This is a genomic window from Flavobacterium sp. MR2016-29, from assembly GCF_015350695.1.
In the GTDB taxonomy this organism is placed as follows: domain Bacteria; phylum Bacteroidota; class Bacteroidia; order Flavobacteriales; family Flavobacteriaceae; genus Flavobacterium.
Genome location: NZ_JADKPU010000007.1, coordinates 218,757 through 235,873, shown reverse-complemented (window position 1 = coordinate 235,873; position 17,117 = coordinate 218,757). Strand labels below are relative to the sequence as shown.

Annotated in this window: 18 protein-coding genes; 8 read left to right on the top strand and 10 right to left on the bottom strand. The window is 31.9% G+C overall.

What is annotated here, in order from left to right; genetic code table 11:
* Positions 1 to 4: 4 nt before the first annotated feature.
* Both rpsO and IR010_RS15980 read right to left on the bottom strand, forming a co-directional pair.
* Complete coding sequence (rpsO, locus tag IR010_RS15985; RefSeq protein WP_029271792.1) at positions 5 to 271, bottom strand: 30S ribosomal protein S15; 267 nt, start codon at positions 269 to 271, stop codon at positions 5 to 7.
* Positions 272 to 434: 163 nt separating this feature from the next.
* The gene (locus IR010_RS15980; protein ID WP_029271793.1) at positions 435 to 890 is read right to left on the bottom strand and encodes a GAF domain-containing protein; all 456 of its coding nucleotides are present in this window, start codon (positions 888 to 890) and stop codon (positions 435 to 437) included.
* Positions 891 to 961: 71 nt separating this feature from the next.
* On the opposite strand from IR010_RS15980, the gene xrtF reads away from it, so the two are divergent.
* The 6 genes from xrtF (at position 962) to IR010_RS15950 (ending at position 5,701) form a co-directional block, all read left to right on the top strand.
* Positions 962 to 1,498 carry an exosortase family protein XrtF gene (xrtF, locus tag IR010_RS15975; protein ID WP_029271794.1) on the top strand — a complete coding sequence of 179 codons (537 nt, stop codon included), beginning with the start codon at positions 962 to 964 and terminating at the stop codon, positions 1,496 to 1,498.
* Positions 1,488 to 1,934 (top strand): exosortase F system-associated membrane protein, encoded by a 447-nt coding sequence (locus tag IR010_RS15970; RefSeq protein WP_029271795.1) that lies wholly within the window; start codon positions 1,488 to 1,490, stop codon positions 1,932 to 1,934. The genes xrtF and IR010_RS15970 overlap by 11 nt, the downstream gene beginning before the upstream one ends.
* A gap of 44 nt (positions 1,935 to 1,978) precedes the next feature.
* The gene (locus IR010_RS15965; RefSeq protein ID WP_194568051.1) at positions 1,979 to 2,377 is read left to right on the top strand and encodes an HYC_CC_PP family protein; all 399 of its coding nucleotides are present in this window, start codon (positions 1,979 to 1,981) and stop codon (positions 2,375 to 2,377) included.
* Between the two features lie 116 nt (positions 2,378 to 2,493).
* Positions 2,494 to 4,500: a TonB-dependent receptor plug domain-containing protein gene (locus IR010_RS15960; RefSeq protein WP_194605239.1), complete on the top strand. Its 2,007-nt coding sequence runs from the start codon at positions 2,494 to 2,496 to the stop codon at positions 4,498 to 4,500.
* Positions 4,501 to 4,545: 45 nt separating this feature from the next.
* On the top strand, positions 4,546 to 4,887 hold the full coding sequence (locus IR010_RS15955) for a heavy-metal-associated domain-containing protein (RefSeq protein WP_194568055.1): 342 nt from the start codon (positions 4,546 to 4,548) through the stop codon (positions 4,885 to 4,887).
* Positions 4,888 to 5,017: 130 nt separating this feature from the next.
* Entirely contained in the window at positions 5,018 to 5,701 is a 684-nt protein-coding gene (locus IR010_RS15950; RefSeq protein WP_029271799.1) for a DedA family protein, read from the top strand.
* 151 nt (positions 5,702 to 5,852) lie between these two features.
* Here IR010_RS15950 and rodA read toward each other — a convergent pair whose 3' ends face one another.
* From rodA to purH, 6 genes are all read right to left on the bottom strand, one after another.
* Positions 5,853 to 7,088 (bottom strand): rod shape-determining protein RodA, encoded by a 1,236-nt coding sequence (gene rodA, locus IR010_RS15945; RefSeq protein ID WP_194568057.1) that lies wholly within the window; start codon positions 7,086 to 7,088, stop codon positions 5,853 to 5,855.
* A 15-nt stretch (positions 7,089 to 7,103) separates the two neighbouring features.
* Positions 7,104 to 9,068, bottom strand: coding sequence for a penicillin-binding protein 2 (gene mrdA / locus IR010_RS15940; protein WP_194605236.1), 1,965 nt, complete (start codon positions 9,066 to 9,068; stop codon positions 7,104 to 7,106).
* Positions 9,065 to 9,571: a rod shape-determining protein MreD gene (locus IR010_RS15935; RefSeq protein ID WP_082447148.1), complete on the bottom strand. Its 507-nt coding sequence runs from the start codon at positions 9,569 to 9,571 to the stop codon at positions 9,065 to 9,067. The genes mrdA and IR010_RS15935 overlap by 4 nt, the downstream gene beginning before the upstream one ends.
* A complete protein-coding gene (mreC, locus tag IR010_RS15930; RefSeq protein ID WP_194605233.1) occupies positions 9,564 to 10,388 on the bottom strand; it encodes a rod shape-determining protein MreC in 825 nt (274 codons plus the stop codon). The genes IR010_RS15935 and mreC overlap by 8 nt, the downstream gene beginning before the upstream one ends.
* 111 nt (positions 10,389 to 10,499) lie before the next feature.
* Positions 10,500 to 11,528 (bottom strand): rod shape-determining protein, encoded by a 1,029-nt coding sequence (locus tag IR010_RS15925; RefSeq protein WP_008466528.1) that lies wholly within the window; start codon positions 11,526 to 11,528, stop codon positions 10,500 to 10,502.
* A 55-nt stretch (positions 11,529 to 11,583) separates the two neighbouring features.
* The gene (purH, locus tag IR010_RS15920) at positions 11,584 to 13,110 is read right to left on the bottom strand and encodes a bifunctional phosphoribosylaminoimidazolecarboxamide formyltransferase/IMP cyclohydrolase (protein WP_194568064.1); all 1,527 of its coding nucleotides are present in this window, start codon (positions 13,108 to 13,110) and stop codon (positions 11,584 to 11,586) included.
* Between the two features lie 165 nt (positions 13,111 to 13,275).
* Between purH and IR010_RS15915 the strand changes: the two genes are divergently transcribed.
* Together IR010_RS15915 and IR010_RS15910 are read left to right on the top strand one after the other, a co-directional pair.
* The gene (locus tag IR010_RS15915) at positions 13,276 to 14,523 is read left to right on the top strand and encodes an ABC transporter permease (RefSeq protein ID WP_029271804.1); all 1,248 of its coding nucleotides are present in this window, start codon (positions 13,276 to 13,278) and stop codon (positions 14,521 to 14,523) included.
* Positions 14,524 to 14,609: 86 nt separating this feature from the next.
* Positions 14,610 to 15,497: a cupin-like domain-containing protein gene (locus IR010_RS15910; RefSeq protein WP_194605230.1), complete on the top strand. Its 888-nt coding sequence runs from the start codon at positions 14,610 to 14,612 to the stop codon at positions 15,495 to 15,497.
* Position 15,498: 1 nt separating this feature from the next.
* On the opposite strand, the gene IR010_RS15905 is transcribed toward IR010_RS15910, so the two are convergent.
* The gene (locus tag IR010_RS15905) at positions 15,499 to 16,068 is read right to left on the bottom strand and encodes a hypothetical protein (RefSeq protein WP_194605228.1); all 570 of its coding nucleotides are present in this window, start codon (positions 16,066 to 16,068) and stop codon (positions 15,499 to 15,501) included.
* A gap of 119 nt (positions 16,069 to 16,187) precedes the next feature.
* On the bottom strand, positions 16,188 to 17,042 hold the full coding sequence (accD, locus tag IR010_RS15900) for an acetyl-CoA carboxylase, carboxyltransferase subunit beta (RefSeq protein WP_029271807.1): 855 nt from the start codon (positions 17,040 to 17,042) through the stop codon (positions 16,188 to 16,190).
* Positions 17,043 to 17,117: the final 75 nt, after the last annotated feature.

Sequence of the window (17,117 nt, the reverse complement as noted above, 5' to 3'; positions counted from 1 at the left end):
TTGATTATTTTCTGATATTCAATACTTTGATAATCTCACGATATCTGTTGATCTCTTTCTTTTTCAAGTAATCCAACAAAGCTCTTCTTTTACCTACTAATAGTACAAGTGAACGCTCAGTGTTGTAATCGTGACGATTTTTTTTCAAGTGCTCAGTTAAGTGTGAAATTCTGTAAGTGAACAATGCAATTTGACCTTCTGCGCTTCCAGTATTTGTTGCACTACCGTGTTGAGCGAAAATCTCTTCCTTTTTTTCTTTAGTTAAATACATTCCAATATTATTTAATGATTTTTATGTAGTCGTACATCTTTTGTAAGACGGTGCAAAATTACTACTTTTTTTTGAAAAAATAAATTTAAAGAATGAAAAATTTAGAGATTAAACAATTTAGGCTGAAAATAATCTTTTTTTAATCTTTTAGATACCTTATTTTTTAAAATAATTTAGCAACCTCCTGATTAACAAACTCTAAAAATCTTTCGTCAGCTTCTGTAAATGGGTCAATTACATGACTGTCGATATCAATCTGGCCAATATTAACTCCATTTACAAATAATGGCACTACGATTTCTGATTTTACAGTAAAGCTGCAGGCAATATAATTGTCTTGGGCCGCTACATCCGGAACTACAAAGTTTGCATTGCTTTCGGCAACTTGACCGCAAATTCCTTTCCCAAAAGGAATAACAGTATGGTCTGTTTCTGCACCAACATAAGGTCCTAAATGCAAAGTTTTGTTTTCGTGATTGGCGAAGTAAAAACCAACCCAATTGTAATACTCTACGTTTTCATTTAGTAATTGGCATATTGCTAATAATTTTTCGTCTCTAACAGTATTGATATCAGCTACAATACCGCTTATCTTTGGTTGTAATTCTTGAAATGTCATGATGTAAAAATTTTATACAAAAGTATTTAAAGCTGAACTCAAAAAATACATAAATTTGAAAAAAAATTCCTTTGAAAAAATATTTAGTACAATTTAAACCTTTCTTAATTTTTATAGGCACTTTTTTTTCGGCTTATATCTTGCTTACTTTACTTTATAAGCTCTATCTTAATAGCTATAGTCCAATCGATGTAGACGCAATTACAAACGTAGTTGGCCGCAATGTCGAGCAGTTAATGCATTTTTTTAACTTGGACATCAGAATTGAAAAGGGTTTTGCAGCTCCTTATTTGCTCGTTTTTTATAATGGAGAAATTCCGATCAGAATTGTTGAGGGCTGTAATGCCGTCAGCGTTATTATTTTATTTGTTTCATTTGTTATTGCCTTTTCAGGGAAATTAAAAACCACTTTGTATTTTATTTTATTTGGAGCATTCTTTATTTATGTTTTAAATGTGATCAGAATTGCTTTATTGGCTGTTTTGTTATTTCATTTCCCAGACAAAAGCCATATTTTGCATGGTGTTCTTTTTCCTTTAATTATTTACGGACTTGTTTTTATCTTGTGGATTATTTGGGTTAATAAATTTTCAAAATATGCTAAATAAATTAATAGAACATAAATTCAAGATTTTGATTGCAATTTCTATTGTAATATGTTTCGGACTTATAAGAGCTTTTGAAATTCAGCTTTTTTACGATCCGTTTCTTGATTATTTTGAAAACGATTACAAAACTTTGCCTTATCCTGAAGTAAATATGTTTAAGCTGTTTTGCGGCCTTTTTTTAAGATATTTTTTAAACACAATTTTATCTTTACTCCTTATATATATATTGTTTAAAGATGTTGAAATTTTTAAGTTCAGTGTTTTTTTATATTTATTTTTTTTCGTGCTGCTTTTCGGGATGTTTTTTATAGTCCTCAACTATTTGCCTAATGATAATTGGCTTCTTTTTTATGTAAGAAGATTTATTATCCAGCCCATATTTGCCTTGTTATTTATTCCTGCATTTTATTATCAGCAACAAAATTTTAAAAAATAGAATAGTATTAAACTTTTTTAAAATCTTTTAGGTAATTTTGCAACATGAATTTAAAGAAGTGCACAGGACTATTTTTAGCTTTTCTGTTGTTGGTTTCCAACATCGGGTTTGCTTTTGATGTGCATTATTGCGGCGGAAAAATTGCTTCTGTTTCTTTAAATACTGCAGCAGTTGCTTCACCAGAAAAAAAATGTTGCGGAGCATCTGAAAAAAAATCTTCTTGCTGCAAAGACAAAGTAGTGCATTTAGAAAAGAAATCAGATAATGCGACTTTCAAAATATTCTTTTTTCAACTTGAATTTCCTGCTGTAATTCAGGAGTTCAAACCAATTGCTTTTTTATCAATTCCAAATTTTAAAAGCAATCAAATTACTTCGTATTATTCAGATGCGAATGCGCCTCCCTTATTCAAATTATATAGTCAATATATTTTTTACTCCTGATTTTAATGTTTAGAATCGAGCAAGTTTTTTTGGCTTGCATTGTGCTGTTTTTCTGTTTCTTATAAAAAGAAATTGCTATAAAACAGTTTTTCTATTTAACATTAAAATCTTTTTTTATGCCAAGAAATATCATGCTTTTCGGTATGATTTTGCTTTCAATATCTGTTTTTTCTCAGGAAGATTTAGAAGAAGTGAAAATTACCAAAAAGCAAAAGGGAATCAAAAAATCCTATACGCTTACTGCCAATACAACTTTAATTACAAGCAAAGAACTGCTTAAAGCTGCTTGTTGTAATTTGGCCGAAAGCTTCGAAACCAATCCTTCAATAGATGTAAATTTTTCGGATGCTTTAACAGGAACCAAACAAATAAAAATGTTAGGTTTAACAAGTCCGTATTTAATGATCACTGAAGAAAACATTCCTTCGGTGCGTGGTGCTTCTCAAGCATACGGATTATCATTTACACCCGGAACCTGGATCGAAAGTGTTCAGATCACAAAAGGAGCCGGAAGCGTTATTAACGGTTATGAAAGCATTTCGGGACAAATAAATACAGAACTTTTAAAACCTTTAAGCGATATTCCGTTCTTTTTGAATGTTTACGGATCTACTGATTCTCGTTTTGAATTGAATTCCCATTTCAATAAAAAATTGTCTGATAAATGGGCAACAAGCCTTTTTGTTCACGGAAATACTCGTGTCGCTAAAAACGATATGAATGACGATGGTTTTTTAGATAATCCGTTAGGGAAACAAATCAATGTTTTGAATCGTTACCAGTATTACAATCCAGATAGCGGTTTAGTAAGTTTTATCAATTTCAGATATATGAATGATAAAAAACAAACCGGAGAAGTTGATTTTGATAAAGATACAGATCGAGGAACAACAAATCGATGGGGTTCAGAAATCAACACAGAACGTTTTGATGTTTCTACCAAAATTGGATACGTTTTTCCAGATATACCTTATCAAAGTATTGGTTTTCAGAATGCTTTCAACAGTCATAATCAAAATTCTTATTTTGGGTTAAATCTATATGATATTAAACAGAACAGCTTTTATTCGAATTTAATTTTCAATTCGATTATTAATAATACAATGCACAAATTCACAACGGGTTTGAATTTTACCTACGATCAATATCAGGAATTTGTGAACGTAAATGATTATAGCAGAATTGATAATTCTGTAGGAGCATTTTTTGAATATACTTATGATAATACAGATAATTTCAGTCTGATTTTAGGTGGTAGAGTAGACAATCATAATCGCTTAGGCTTATTTGTAACGCCCCGCCTGCACATGCGTTACAATCCGTGGAAAGATGCTGTGATTCGTTTTTCTGCCGGAAGAGGAAAACGTTCAGCTAATATTTTTGCAGAAAATCAACAGCTTTTTGCAAGTTCCAGAACTTTTTCAATCTTAGATAATAGCGGAAAAATTTATGGATTGAATCCAGAAATTGCATGGAATTATGGTGTGAGTTTTTCTCAGAAATTCAAAATTTTCAATAAGAATGCCGATATTGGATTTGATTTCTATAGAACTGATTTTCAAAATCAGGCAGTTGTAGATCTAATGCAAAGTCCGCAAGATGTTTTGTTTTATAACTTAAAAGGAAGTTCATTTGCAAATAGTTTTCAATTTGAATTTAACTATGAGCTGATTCATAATTTGAATTTAAGAACAGCCTATAAATATTATGATATTCAAACTGATTATTTGAGAGGAACTTTTCAGCGTCCGTTGCAGGCAAAACATCGTTTTTTAGGAAATCTGGAATACGAAACGGCCTTAAATAATGACAAACAATGGAAGTTTGATTACACTTTTAATTGGTCTGGAAAACAACAATTGCCTTATACAGCTTCTAATCCTGTTGAAGATCAGTTTCCTGATTTTTCACCTTCATATGCTGTAATGAATCTTCAGGTTACCAGAGTTTTTTCGCCTGTTTTTGAAGTTTATATTGGAGGAGAAAACATTGGAAATTACAAACAAGAAAAAGCAATTTTAGGAGCTAATGATCCTTTCGGTCCAAATTTTGATGCTTCAGTTGCTTACGCACCCATTTTTGGACAAATGTATTACGCAGGATTACGATTTAAAATAAAATAACAATACAATATAAATAATAATTTATAACACTAAATAATAGACGAAATGAGAAATTTGATTTTAATCGCTATGATTACTTTTTTAGGATTTTCAGCTCAGGCTCAAACTAAAAAAAATAAAAATTTTAAATATACTACGGAAGTAAATGGAAATTGCGAGCAATGTAAAAAGCGCATCGAAAAAGCTGCTTTTGGAGTTCCGGGTGTAAAAACAGCAAATTGGGATATAAGTTCCCATCAATTAACTGTTATATTAAACGAAGAAAAATCATCTCCAGCTGACTTAAATGCAGCTATTGCAAAAGTAGGGCATGATACAAAAGAAGTCAAAGCAACTCAGGCAGATTATGATAATTTGCACACATGCTGCAAGTATACAAGAGAATAATTTTTGAAAAAGCCCAAGTTATCCTTGGGCTTTTTAATAGTTAATTTATCTTTAAAATAACATATTTTATTGTGGTTGAAGTAAATTATTGTTACTTTCACAAACTTATACGTGTAACCAAAACATATTTATGAATAATTTTGATTGGACTCAATTAGTCAACCCTGAATTTTATATAACATTAAGTATCGGAGGTTTTCAAATTGGGTTATATATAGTGCTGTTTATAGTTTTTGCTGAGACAGGACTTTTTGCAGGTTTTTTTCTTCCCGGAGACAGTTTGCTTTTTTTATCAGGGATTTACAGCCGCGACTTAATTCAAAATGTTATTTATATTCCGAGTGATTTTATAAACGTTTTTTTACTCTCAACTTTAGTTGGTATAATGGGAGTTTTTGGAAACATGACTGGATATTGGTTTGGAGCCAAAAGCGGTTATTATCTGTTTAAAAAAGAAGATACTTTTTGGTTTAAGAAAAAATATTTACTGCAATCGAAAGACTTTTTTGAAAAGTATGGAGGAAAAGCAATTATCTACGCTCGTTTTCTTCCAATATTTAGAACATTTGCACCAATTATAGCTGGAATTGTTTCAATGGATAAAAAGAAATTTATGTTTTATAATATTCTAAGTTCTTTTTTATGGTCATTTGTATTGATCTTTTCAGGACATTATTTATACGGCGTATTTTTAGAACAAGGTATAGATTTAAAAGAACACATTGAAGTTATAGTAATTGGAATTATCGTAATATCTACATTTCCAGTTTTCTTAAAGCTAATAAAAAAGAGAACAACAGGAGAAAAAATATAAGCATAAAAAAGTCCGAAGTTTGAGCTTCGGACTTTTTTATGCTTAATTATAAGTAAATTGTTAGTCTAACACTTAGTCACAAAAATAAATTAGTTCTGTGTAGTTTATTTTCTGCTGCAATTGAATTAAACTTTAATTCTTTTATTTAATACTACCATTCATTTACTTTATTGGCATCCATTTTTAAGAAGATAAACAGCAAAATAGTAAAGCCCCAAAGCCCTGAACCGCCATATGAAAAGAACGGCAACGGAACGCCAATAGTTGGAAAAATTCCGATAACCATTGCGATATTTACAAAAAAGTGAGTGAATAAAATTCCGGCGACGCAATAGCCATAAACCCTACTGAATTTTGTTTTCTGTCGTTCAGCTAAATAAATAACTCTTAAAAATAAGCCTACAAAAAGCGAAATAACAACTAGCGAACCTGCAAATCCCCATTCTTCACCAACTGTTGTAAAAATATAATCGGTATGTTGTTCTGGTACAAAACCTCCTTTTGTTTGAGTTCCTTCTAAGAAACCTTTTCCAAGCCAGCCTCCAGATCCAACTGCAATTTCAGATTGATTGGTATTGTATCCAATACCTTTCATATCCACACTTTTTCCAAGTAAAATATTAAAACGGTCTCTGTGATGCTGTTTAAATACGTTATCAAAAACATAATCAACAGAAAAAACAAATCCTGATATACCTGCTAATAATATAGCGCTTAATATAATATTTCGATCAACAACTCTGCCTTTAAAATGAATGACTGCCAGTACAATAAACGCAAGTATAATAACGACATATGGTTCTAAAATTAATGTTAGAACAAAGAGTAAAATAGTTATAAAACCAGTCCAAACATACCAAGAAGGCAATCCTTCTCTATAAAGTACAATTATGAAAATGCTGTAAATAAGTGCACTTCCAGGGTCTGGCTGTGGCAAAATCAATATTACAGGCAAAAAAACAATAGCCAGAGCCTGAAATTGCCTATTTATGTCTTTTAGATTAATTTGTGTATCACTTAAATACTTGGCTAAAGCCAATGATGTTGCTGCTTTTGCAAACTCAGAAGGCTGTAAAGTAAAACCTCCAATTGCATACCAGCATCTTTGTCCGGCAATTGTTTTTCCGAAAGCAAATAATCCGATCAGTGATAATAAAGAAACCCCAAAAATTATACTGGCATATTTTTCGTAAAATTTTCCGTCAACAAAAAGTACTATAAAAATTAATGGAATTGTACAGCCAATGAAAATAAGCTGTTTTTGATATGTTCCATCTGTAGATAGTAATGAAGAAGAATAAATGTTCAACCACCCTAATATTACTAACGTAGCATAGATAAAAACGCTTATCCAGTCAATATTATTTTTTACACTTTGATTTTTCATTTGAAATAATCTTTGTTAGTTCTCTTTAGTGGTATCTATTGTTGTTTTTTTAATGTCTGTTTTTAGAACTACTGCCTTTGGAACAATAATTTTAGCTTTCATGACAGAATCTTTAGGAGTTGATTCAATAGCGCTTGCTTCTGTCATTCCCCCTAATTTAGCATATTCGCTTGCTAAACTTTTATTTAAAACTCGAATCTCTAAATCAGTTCTTGAAATTTTCTTTCTAAGATATTTTTCTATCATTAAACTTGCAATTGGTCCTGCTACTGTAGCACCAAAACCTCCATTTTCAATCATAATTGCAATTGCAATTTTCGGATTATCTTTTGGAGCAAAAGCAACGAAGATAGAGTGGTCTTTGAGTTTTGTTCGAACACCGTCAATTTTTGCGTAGTTTTCCGCAGTACCCGTTTTTCCACAAATGTCAATGCCTTCAACTCTTAGAGCGTAAGCAGTTCCTTTGTTGTAAACATCAAATAAACCAGCTATAACAGGAGGAAAATACTTTTTGTCAATTGTAGTTTCATGTCTGGTGGTAAATTTAGCATCAATCTTTTTGCCTTCGATTTTTTTAATGATATGAGGCGTATAGTAATAACCTTGGTTCGCAACAGTTGCCATCATATTAGCTAACTGAATTGGAGTCATTAAAACTTCTCCTTGACCAATAGCGTTTGATACGATAGTAGTACTTCTCCAGCCTCCGTTAGGGTATATTTTTTTGTAAGTTTTAGAAGTCGGAATGTTTCCTTTTTTACCAGTTGGTAAATCATATCCCATAAATTGTCCTAAACCAAAACTTTTTACGTGACCGCTCCATACATCTACAGCTTGACCCGGATCTTTGTATTTGTTGATGGTCAACATATACGACTGTGCAAAATAGGTATTACAGGAGTTGTAAATTCCATTATTTAACTGGTGCGGACCAAATCCGTGGCATTTCATGAAACGACCTCTACCATAGCTAAAACCATGATGGCACATAAAAGTAGTCTGCTCATTAATAACACCTTCTTGAAGCGCAACTAAACCGGTTAAGATTTTAAATGGCGATCCTGGAGGATACTCTGCTAAAAGTCCCCTGTCGTATAATGGCTTTGCAATCGAGTCATGATACAAAAGCGTATAGTTTTTAGATCTTTGTCTTCCAACTAAAATTCCAGGGTCGTAAGATGGAGCCGTAACAAGTGCTAAAATTTCGCCAGATTTTGGCTCAATTGCAACAATTCCTCCTCTTTTGTTTATCATTAATTCTTCGCCATATTTTTGAAGTTCAGCATCAATTGTTAAGTTAATGTCTTCTCCGGCAACAGCGATAGTATCGTATTTTCCTTCTTTATAAGAACCTATTTCACGGTTGTATTTGTCTTTTTGAATGTATTTTACACCTTTGATACCGCGTAAAACTTCTTCGTAGCTTTCTTCAACACCTTGTCTTCCAATTAAATCTCCGCTATTGTAGTACGGGTTTTTTGCAATTAGTCGTTCGTTAACCTGCGTGATAAATCCGAAAATATTTGCGCCATAGTCTACCTCGTAATCACGAAGTGATCTTTTTTGGAAATAAAAGCCTTCAAATTTTCTGATTTTTTCTTGAAAGGCAGCGAATTCGCTTTTGTTCAATTGAGATAAAAACACAGAAGGTAAACGTGGGCTGTATACTCTCGCTTTTGCAACTCTTTTTTCGTAATCTTCTTTTGTGATGTTTAATAAAGCACAGAATTCATTAACGTTCAAATCTTCTTTGATATCTTTAGGAATAACCATGATATCATAAGAAGCTTGATTGGCAACTAATAATTTGCCATTTCTGTCATAAATATAACCTCTTTCTGGATAGTCATACTGTTTCTTTATTGCATTGTTCTCTGATTTTAACTTGAATGACTCGTCTACAATTTGCAAATAAAATACCCTCATCACAAGCAAAGATGCTGCGACGATAATTAAAGAGGGCAGCAGAACTTTTCTCATCGTTTATTTGGCTTAATAAGGTAAATTATTATAATTGAAGTGATTATCGTGAATATCGAGCTAAACAAGGTTCGAAGCAAAATATCCCAAATGAACTTAAATTGAAATGCTTCAAGTACAAATAATATGATATGATGCAATAAAACTGAAACTAAAATGAATGAAAATCGCTCAGGCGTTAACGATTCGTTTAGTTTAATAGTTTGATATTCGTAACTTAATCCAAATGAAAATTTAAAAATATACGGTCTGTAATAGGCGAGTATTACGCAAGATGTTGCATGAATTCCTCCCGAATTACAAAACATATCCATTGTAAGTCCAAGCAAGAAACTTGAAAAAATCAAACCTGATCTATTACTGTTTACTGGATAAAGAATTATATATAGAATATACGGAAAAGGGCTTATGTACCCTAAGAAATTCATATTATTGAAAATAACAATCTGAATTGCTAGTAACATAATAAATCGAAAAATATTGACTAACAATGCGCTATTCATCTTTTTCCTTTTTTTCTAAATTAATAAGTTCTTCTCTGTCTTTGCTTTTAATAATGTAAACATGTCCAAGGTTTGTCATATCGTTAAACAGCTTAACGTTTATAACATAAAAACTTGTTTTGTCTTTAATATAAATCTTGTCTACTGTACCAATATTAATTCCTTCAGGGAAGATTTCTGATTGTCCTCCGGTAATAATTGTATCGCCTTTTTTAATCGAAGCTAATCGTGGTACATCTTCTAGCTGAACGAATCCAGTGCTCTTGCCATCCCAGGTTAAAGTACCAAAATGATTCGATTTTTTAATTTTTGCATTAATGTGTGATTTCATATTTAAAATACTAATCACAGTTGAATATCGAGGAGAAGTATTGTCTATAATTCCAACAATTCCTAGACTGTTTATTACTCCCATATCTTGTTTAATTCCGCTAAGTGTACCAGAATTTAAAGTAATGTAATTTTCGTGTGTACTATAAGAGTTGTGAATTACTTTCGAAACAATAATATCAGCAGGTTTAACTCCTTTTATACTATCTGCTGAAGGGGTTTTTGTAGTATCTTTTTTGTTGAATAAAAGACTTTTTAATCTTGCGTTTTCAAGTACAAGTTCTTCGTTTTCGGTTCTTAAATTTAAATATTCATTTACGTGATTAATTTTTTCATAAACACCTCCGCTTAAAAAATTAGCAGAACTGATTACTTTGCTTCTATGAAATGAATGTGACTGAATTGTAAGAGCCAACGAGATACCTAAAAGCAGCAAAAACAGCAATCGATTGCTGTTTCTTATAATAAAATTAAAAATTTGCTGCATTTCTTGTTCGGTTATTTTGTTTCAGGATATGCTTATGTTTTCAAATTTTATTAGAGTTAAATGATTGTAATTTAACTCTAATAAAAAAATATTGATTTGTTATTTTTGATCTTATTTTATTAAGATGCTTTTAAATTTTGCAATGTTTTTAAGTGCCATTCCAGTTCCACGAACTACTGCTCTTAAAGGATCTTCAGCGATATAAACTGGTAGATCAGTTTTTTGAGAAATACGTTTGTCTAGGCCTCTCAACATAGATCCACCACCAGCTAAATAAATACCTGTGTTGTAAATATCAGCAGCTAATTCAGGAGGAGTCTGAGATAAAGTTTCCATTACTGCATCTTCAATACGTTGTATTGATTTGTCTAATGCTTTTGCAATTTCACGGTAAGAAACATCTACTTGTTTTGGTTTACCAGTAAGTAAATCTCTACCTTGAACTGACATGTCTTCTGGAGGACCGTCTAAATCTTCTATAGCGGCTCCAATTTGAATTTTTATTTTTTCAGCAGTACTTTCTCCAACAAAAAGGTTGTGTTGCGTACGCATGTAATAAACGATATCATTTGTAAAAACGTCACCTGCAATTTTTACAGATTTGTCACATACAATTCCGCCTAATGCGATAACAGCAATTTCAGTTGTACCACCTCCAATATCGACAATCATATTTCCTTTTGGCTGCATGATATCGATACCAATACCAATTGCAGCTGCCATGGGCTCATGAATCAAGTAAACTTCTTTTCCGTTTACTCTTTCACAAGATTCTTTTACAGCTCTCATCTCAACTTCAGTAATTCCAGACGGAATACATACTACCATTCTTAACGCTGGAGTAAACATTCTTTTTTTCAAAGCTGGAATGCTTTTAATGAACATATTGATCATTTTTTCTGAAGCATCAAAATCGGCAATTACACCATCCTTCAAAGGCCTTATGGTCTTGATGTTTTCATGCGTTTTACCTTGCATCATATTGGCTTCCTTACCAACAGCAATAATTTTGCCTGATACTCTATCACGTGCAACGATAGATGGACTATCAATAACAACTTTATCATTATGTATGATTAAAGTGTTTGCGGTACCAAGGTCTATCGCGATATCCTCGGTCATGAAATCAAAAAATCCCATAAGTTTTTTAGGGGTTTAAAATGTTATAAATAATTATCGAACAAAGTTAAACAAATTAATGTTTAAAATGACGTGTTCCTGTAAATACCATTGCAAGATTATTTTCGTTGCAATAATTTATACTTAATTCGTCTTTTATTGAACCTCCTGGCTGAATTACTGCTGTAATTCCTGCTTTTTTGGCTAATTCTACACAATCCGGAAAAGGGAAAAATGCATCACTTGCCATTGAAGCGCCGGTTAAATCAAATCCAAAAGCTTTTGCTTTATCTACAGCTTGTACTAAAGCATCAACTCTTGATGTTTGACCCGTTCCTGATGAAATTAATGTTCCGTTTTTAGCAAAAACAATCGTATTTGATTTTGTGTTTTTGCAAATTTTTGAAGCAAATATTAAATCTTCTATTTCCGAAGCAGTAGGTTCTGTAATAGTAACGGTTTTTAAATGCTCTTTAGTATCTGTAATATTATTTCTATCCTGAATTAACAAACCATTAAGACAAGTTCTTACTTGTCTTGAAGGTAATTCAACTTCATTTTGAACTAATATAATTCTATTTTTCTTTTCTTGCAAGACGGTAATCGCTTCATCATCGTAAGCTGGAGCAATTACAACTTCACAGAATAATTTGTTGATTTCCTGCGCTGTAGCCAAATCAATTTTAGTGTTTGCAATCAAAACTCCGCCAAATGCAGAAGTAGGATCGCAAGCCAATGCTGCTAAATAAGCTTCGCTGATTGTTTTTCTTGAAGCTAAACCGCAAGCATTGTTGTGTTTTAAAATTGCAAATGTTGGTCCGTCAGTTTTAAACTCATTTATTAAGTTTACAGCTGCATCAACATCCAACAAGTTGTTGTAAGATAACTCTTTTCCGTGAACTTTTTTAAACATTGCATCAAAATCTCCAAAAAAGAATCCTTTTTGGTGTGGATTTTCTCCATATCTTAAAACTTGACCATCTGCAATACTTTCTTTGTAGATAGTTTCGTCTGTATTGAAATAATTAAAAATTGCACCATCATAATGAGATGAAACATGAAATGCCTTTGTAGCAAGCAGTCTTCTGTTTTCAAGAGTTGTTGCTCCATTTTGTTCTGTAATCAAATCTAGAAGCAGGCTGTATTCGTTAACCGAAGCCACAATTACAGTGTCTTTGAAGTTTTTTGCACCAGCGCGAATTAATGAAATACCGCCAATATCAATCTTTTCAATTATATCTTGTTCGCTTGCACCTGAGGCAACAGTTTTTTCAAAAGGATATAAATCAACAATCACTAAATCAATCTGAGGAATATCAAATTCCTTCATTTGCTGTACATCACTTTCGTTATCTTGACGGTTTAAAATTCCGCCAAAAATTTTCGGGTGAAGCGTTTTTACTCTTCCTCCAAGAATTTCAGGAAAAGAAGTAATATCTTCAACAGGAACTACGGGAATTCCAAGGTTTTTTATGAAATCTTCAGTTCCTCCAGTCGAGTAAAGTGTTACATTTTGTTCGTGCAATTTTCTAACGATTGGCTCTAGTCCATCTTTCGAAAAAACAGATATTAATGCTGATTGTATTTTTTTTGTTGTGCTCATTGTGTAGTTATGATTTTCAGACTGCAAAAGTAGTTTTTTTAAATATTATTTTAAAGAAAATTAGTGTAACATTATGCTAAAAAAAACTACTGATGAGTAAGTTAACTTTTATTAGGTTTTTGATTTTAATTTATTGAATTTTACTTTACTGAAAAATACGAATATATGCTAGTTTATCTAAGATTATTAAAAGAAAGTCTGAGCTTTGCCATAAACGCTTTACGGAATAATAAATTGCGAACTTTATTGTCGTTATTAGGTGTTACAATTGGTATTTTTTCAATTATTGCCGTATTGGCAGCTGTTGATTCTTTAGATAGAAAAATTTCAAAAGATTTGAGCAGCCTAGATAAAAATACAATTTATTTAATGAAATATTGTTTTGGTCCTTCTGAAATTCCACAATGGAAGAGAGAGCAGTTTCCAAATGTAAAATATGACGAATACATAGGTTTAAAAAACTCATTGAATAATACGGAGCAAGTTGGTTATCAGCTTTTCGTAAGTCACGAGAGTTTAAAATACGATTCTAAAACAGTTGCAGATGTAAATATTATTCCATCTTCTTTTGAAATGGTAGATGTAGATGGACTAAGTTTTGATAAAGGAAGATTTTACAACGAATCTGAATCGAATTCAGGAACTGCTGTTATTGTTTTAGGATATGATATTGCAGAAGGTCTTTTTGGAACTTCTGATCCTATCGGAAAAAATATTCGTTTGTACGGTCAGCGTTTTACTGTAATTGGAGTAATTGAAAAACAAGGTGCAGGGTTTTTTGGAGACAGTAACGATACCTCTGTTTATTTGCCTGCTAATTTTTTACGTAGAATGTATGGAGACAGCGACGCTATGACACCTGTAATTGTTTTGAAACCGGTAAAAGGTGTTGATATGGATGCGTACAAAGCTGAAGTTGCTCAAAAATTAAGAGCAATTCGAGGTATGAAAGCAGGAGAAATGGATAACTTTTTTGTAAATGTACTTTCAGGTTTTACTGATTTTATTGATGGAATTTTAGGCCAGATGAATTTTGTTGGCTGGGTTATAAGCGGATTTTCTCTTTTAGTTGGAGGATTCGGTATTGCTAATATTATGTTTGTTTCTGTTAAAGAAAGAACCAACTTAATTGGAATTCAAAAATCACTGGGTGCTAAAAACAGATTTATTTTATTTCAGTTTTTATTTGAAGCCATTATTCTTTCTGTTATTGGAGGGATTATCGGTTTATTAATGGTTTGGGCTATTGCACTTATTTTGACAAAAGCATTAGATTTTGAATTTGTTTTAAGTATGGGAAATATACTTTTAGGAACTGGCTTAGCGGCCCTTATCGGATTAATTTCTGGAATTCTGCCTGCTATTTCAGCAGCAAATTTAGATCCTGTGGAGGCAATTCGAACCGGAATGTAATGTTCTTTTTGTGTTATAATTATAAATTTTAAAGCTAGAAATAATTGGATATTTTTGGTAAGCAGACAATTTAAATCAATCAATAAATGAGCTTTATTCTAAAACCTGTTGATGTCGTTGAATCTATTTCTAGAGAAGATTTTAAAAAGAATTATCTAGATAAAAGAAAGCCTCTTATAATAAAAGAATTAACCAAAGATTGGCCTGCCAGAGAAAAATGGTCTACAGATTATTTTAAAGAAATTGCAGGAGATATTGAAGTAAAGCTGGTTGACAATTCTAAAGCAGATCCTTCAAAAGTAATTAATGCCTCGATTGCCAGTATGAAATTTGGTGAATATCTTGATTTGATAAAAAGAGAACCAACTCAATTACGCATTTTTTTCTTTAATCTTTTTAAACACAGACCCGAATTAATTAATGATGTAAAAATCCCAAAAGAATTAATGGGCGGTTTTATAGAAAGTATGCCTGCCATGTTTTTTGGTGGTTCAAGAGCTATTACATTTTTACATTATGATATCGATTTGCCTCATCTTTTTCACACGCATTTTGGAGGCAGAAAACATATAATATTGTTTGATAATAAATGGAAAAAAAGGCTTTATTGCGTTCCAAATACTACATATGCTTTAGAAGATTATGATGTTGCCAACCCCGATTTTGAAAAATTTCCTGCTCTTAAAGGTGTTGAAGGCTACGAAGTTTTTCTGGAACACGGAGACACTTTATTCATGCCAACCGGAATGTGGCATTGGATGAAATATATAGACGGTTCTTTTTCACTGAGTCTTCGCGCATGGGATAGATCTATAACAAGAAAAATGGCCAGCGTGTGGAGCTTATTCATGCATGGTGCAGTCGATAGTGCCATAAAAATAGTTTTTAGAGAACGTTATGCAATTTGGCGTGAGAAGCTGGCTTTTAAAATAGCTGAAAGGGAATTGAAAAAGGATTTGAAAAAAGCGGGATGATTTAATTTTTTCTCTTTTCTAATTTTGGTTTTATAAAAGGAAATGTAATTCTATTTTTGTCCCATTTGATCTCTTCTGAATTATAATAGTCATTGTTTTTCTTATATTTTAAAACTGTGTCTTCTTCTTGAGTTGTTCTCCTAATAAAATATAGATCGCTTTCTTTTAATGATAATTTAAGTACATCAACTAAATCGAAATAAATTTTTGAATTTAATGTATCTAATTTTGAAGCTATAAAAGTTATATTTCGGAAATTGTCTTTGTAATTTGCTTTTATTAAATCGGATACATTATTAGCAGGTATTTCTATTAAATCTTTTGGTTGTAAATTAATGAAGTATGGAATAGTATCGCTTCTTTCCCAATTTCCGGAAATATGTCCTATTTCATTTCTTTGAAAATAATAGATCTTTGAATTTCTATCAATGATGAAAGTGTTAGTTCCATAATATAAGTAACCAGGAATAGGTGGAGGAGGAGGAATTGTATCTTTACCTCTAACTATTTCTTTGTTTTCCTGAGAAATTATATAAGGAATATCATGTTCTTTCTTGTCGCAATTTGACAAAAAAAACAAATCATAAAGCCAATAAAAATTCTCACCATAGAAAAAAATTAAAATAAAGATATAAAAAAATCCCAAGAAGCAATTTCTTGGGATTTTCTATTTTGAATAGTTTTAAAAAATTATCTAATTGTATTATTTTGAATCAAATCGATATACAAGTTAATCTTGTCTTTCAATTCTTTTCTTGGCGTGATAAAGTCTAAGAAACCGTGCTCTAACAAAAATTCGGCAGTTTGAAAACCTTCTGGTAAATCTTTTCCTGTAGTATCACGTACAACACGCGGACCAGCAAAGCCAATCAAAGCGCCTGGCTCAGAAATATTGATATCTCCTAACATAGCGTAAGATGCAGTTGTTCCTCCAGTAGTTGGATCAGTACAAAGAGAAATATAAGGTAATTTCGCTTCTGCTAATTGAGCTAGTTTTACAGATGTTTTTGCTAATTGCATTAAAGAATAAGCAGCTTCCATCATACGAGCTCCACCTGATTTAGAAATCATTACAAAAGGCAATTTGTTTTTGATCGCGTGATCAATACCTCTAGCAATTTTTTCTCCAACAACAGCTCCCATAGATCCTCCAATAAAGGCAAAATCCATACAGCAGATTACAAGTTCTTTTCCTTTAGATTTTCCCACTCCAGTACGCACAGCGTCTTTTAAGTGAGTTTTCTCCATTACATCTTTCAATCTTTCTGCATATTTTTTTGTATCCACAAAATGCAGAGGATCTTTAGAGGTCATGTTTTTATCTAACTCAACAAATTCGTTGTTGTCAAATAAAATTTCAAAATAGGTTGCGCTTCCAATTCGAACGTGAAAATCATCTTCTGGACTTACAAATAAGTTTCTAGCTAATTCGTCAGCATCAATAATTTTTCCAGTAGGAGATTTGTACCACAATCCTTTCGGAACGTCCATTTTATCTTCAGTCGCAGTCGTAATCCCTTTTTCGTGTCTTTTAAACCAAGCCATATTGAATGTTTTTTTTGTTTCAGGTTTAAAGTTAAAAGTTGCTAAACCTGAAACCTGAAACTTTAAACTTTTTTA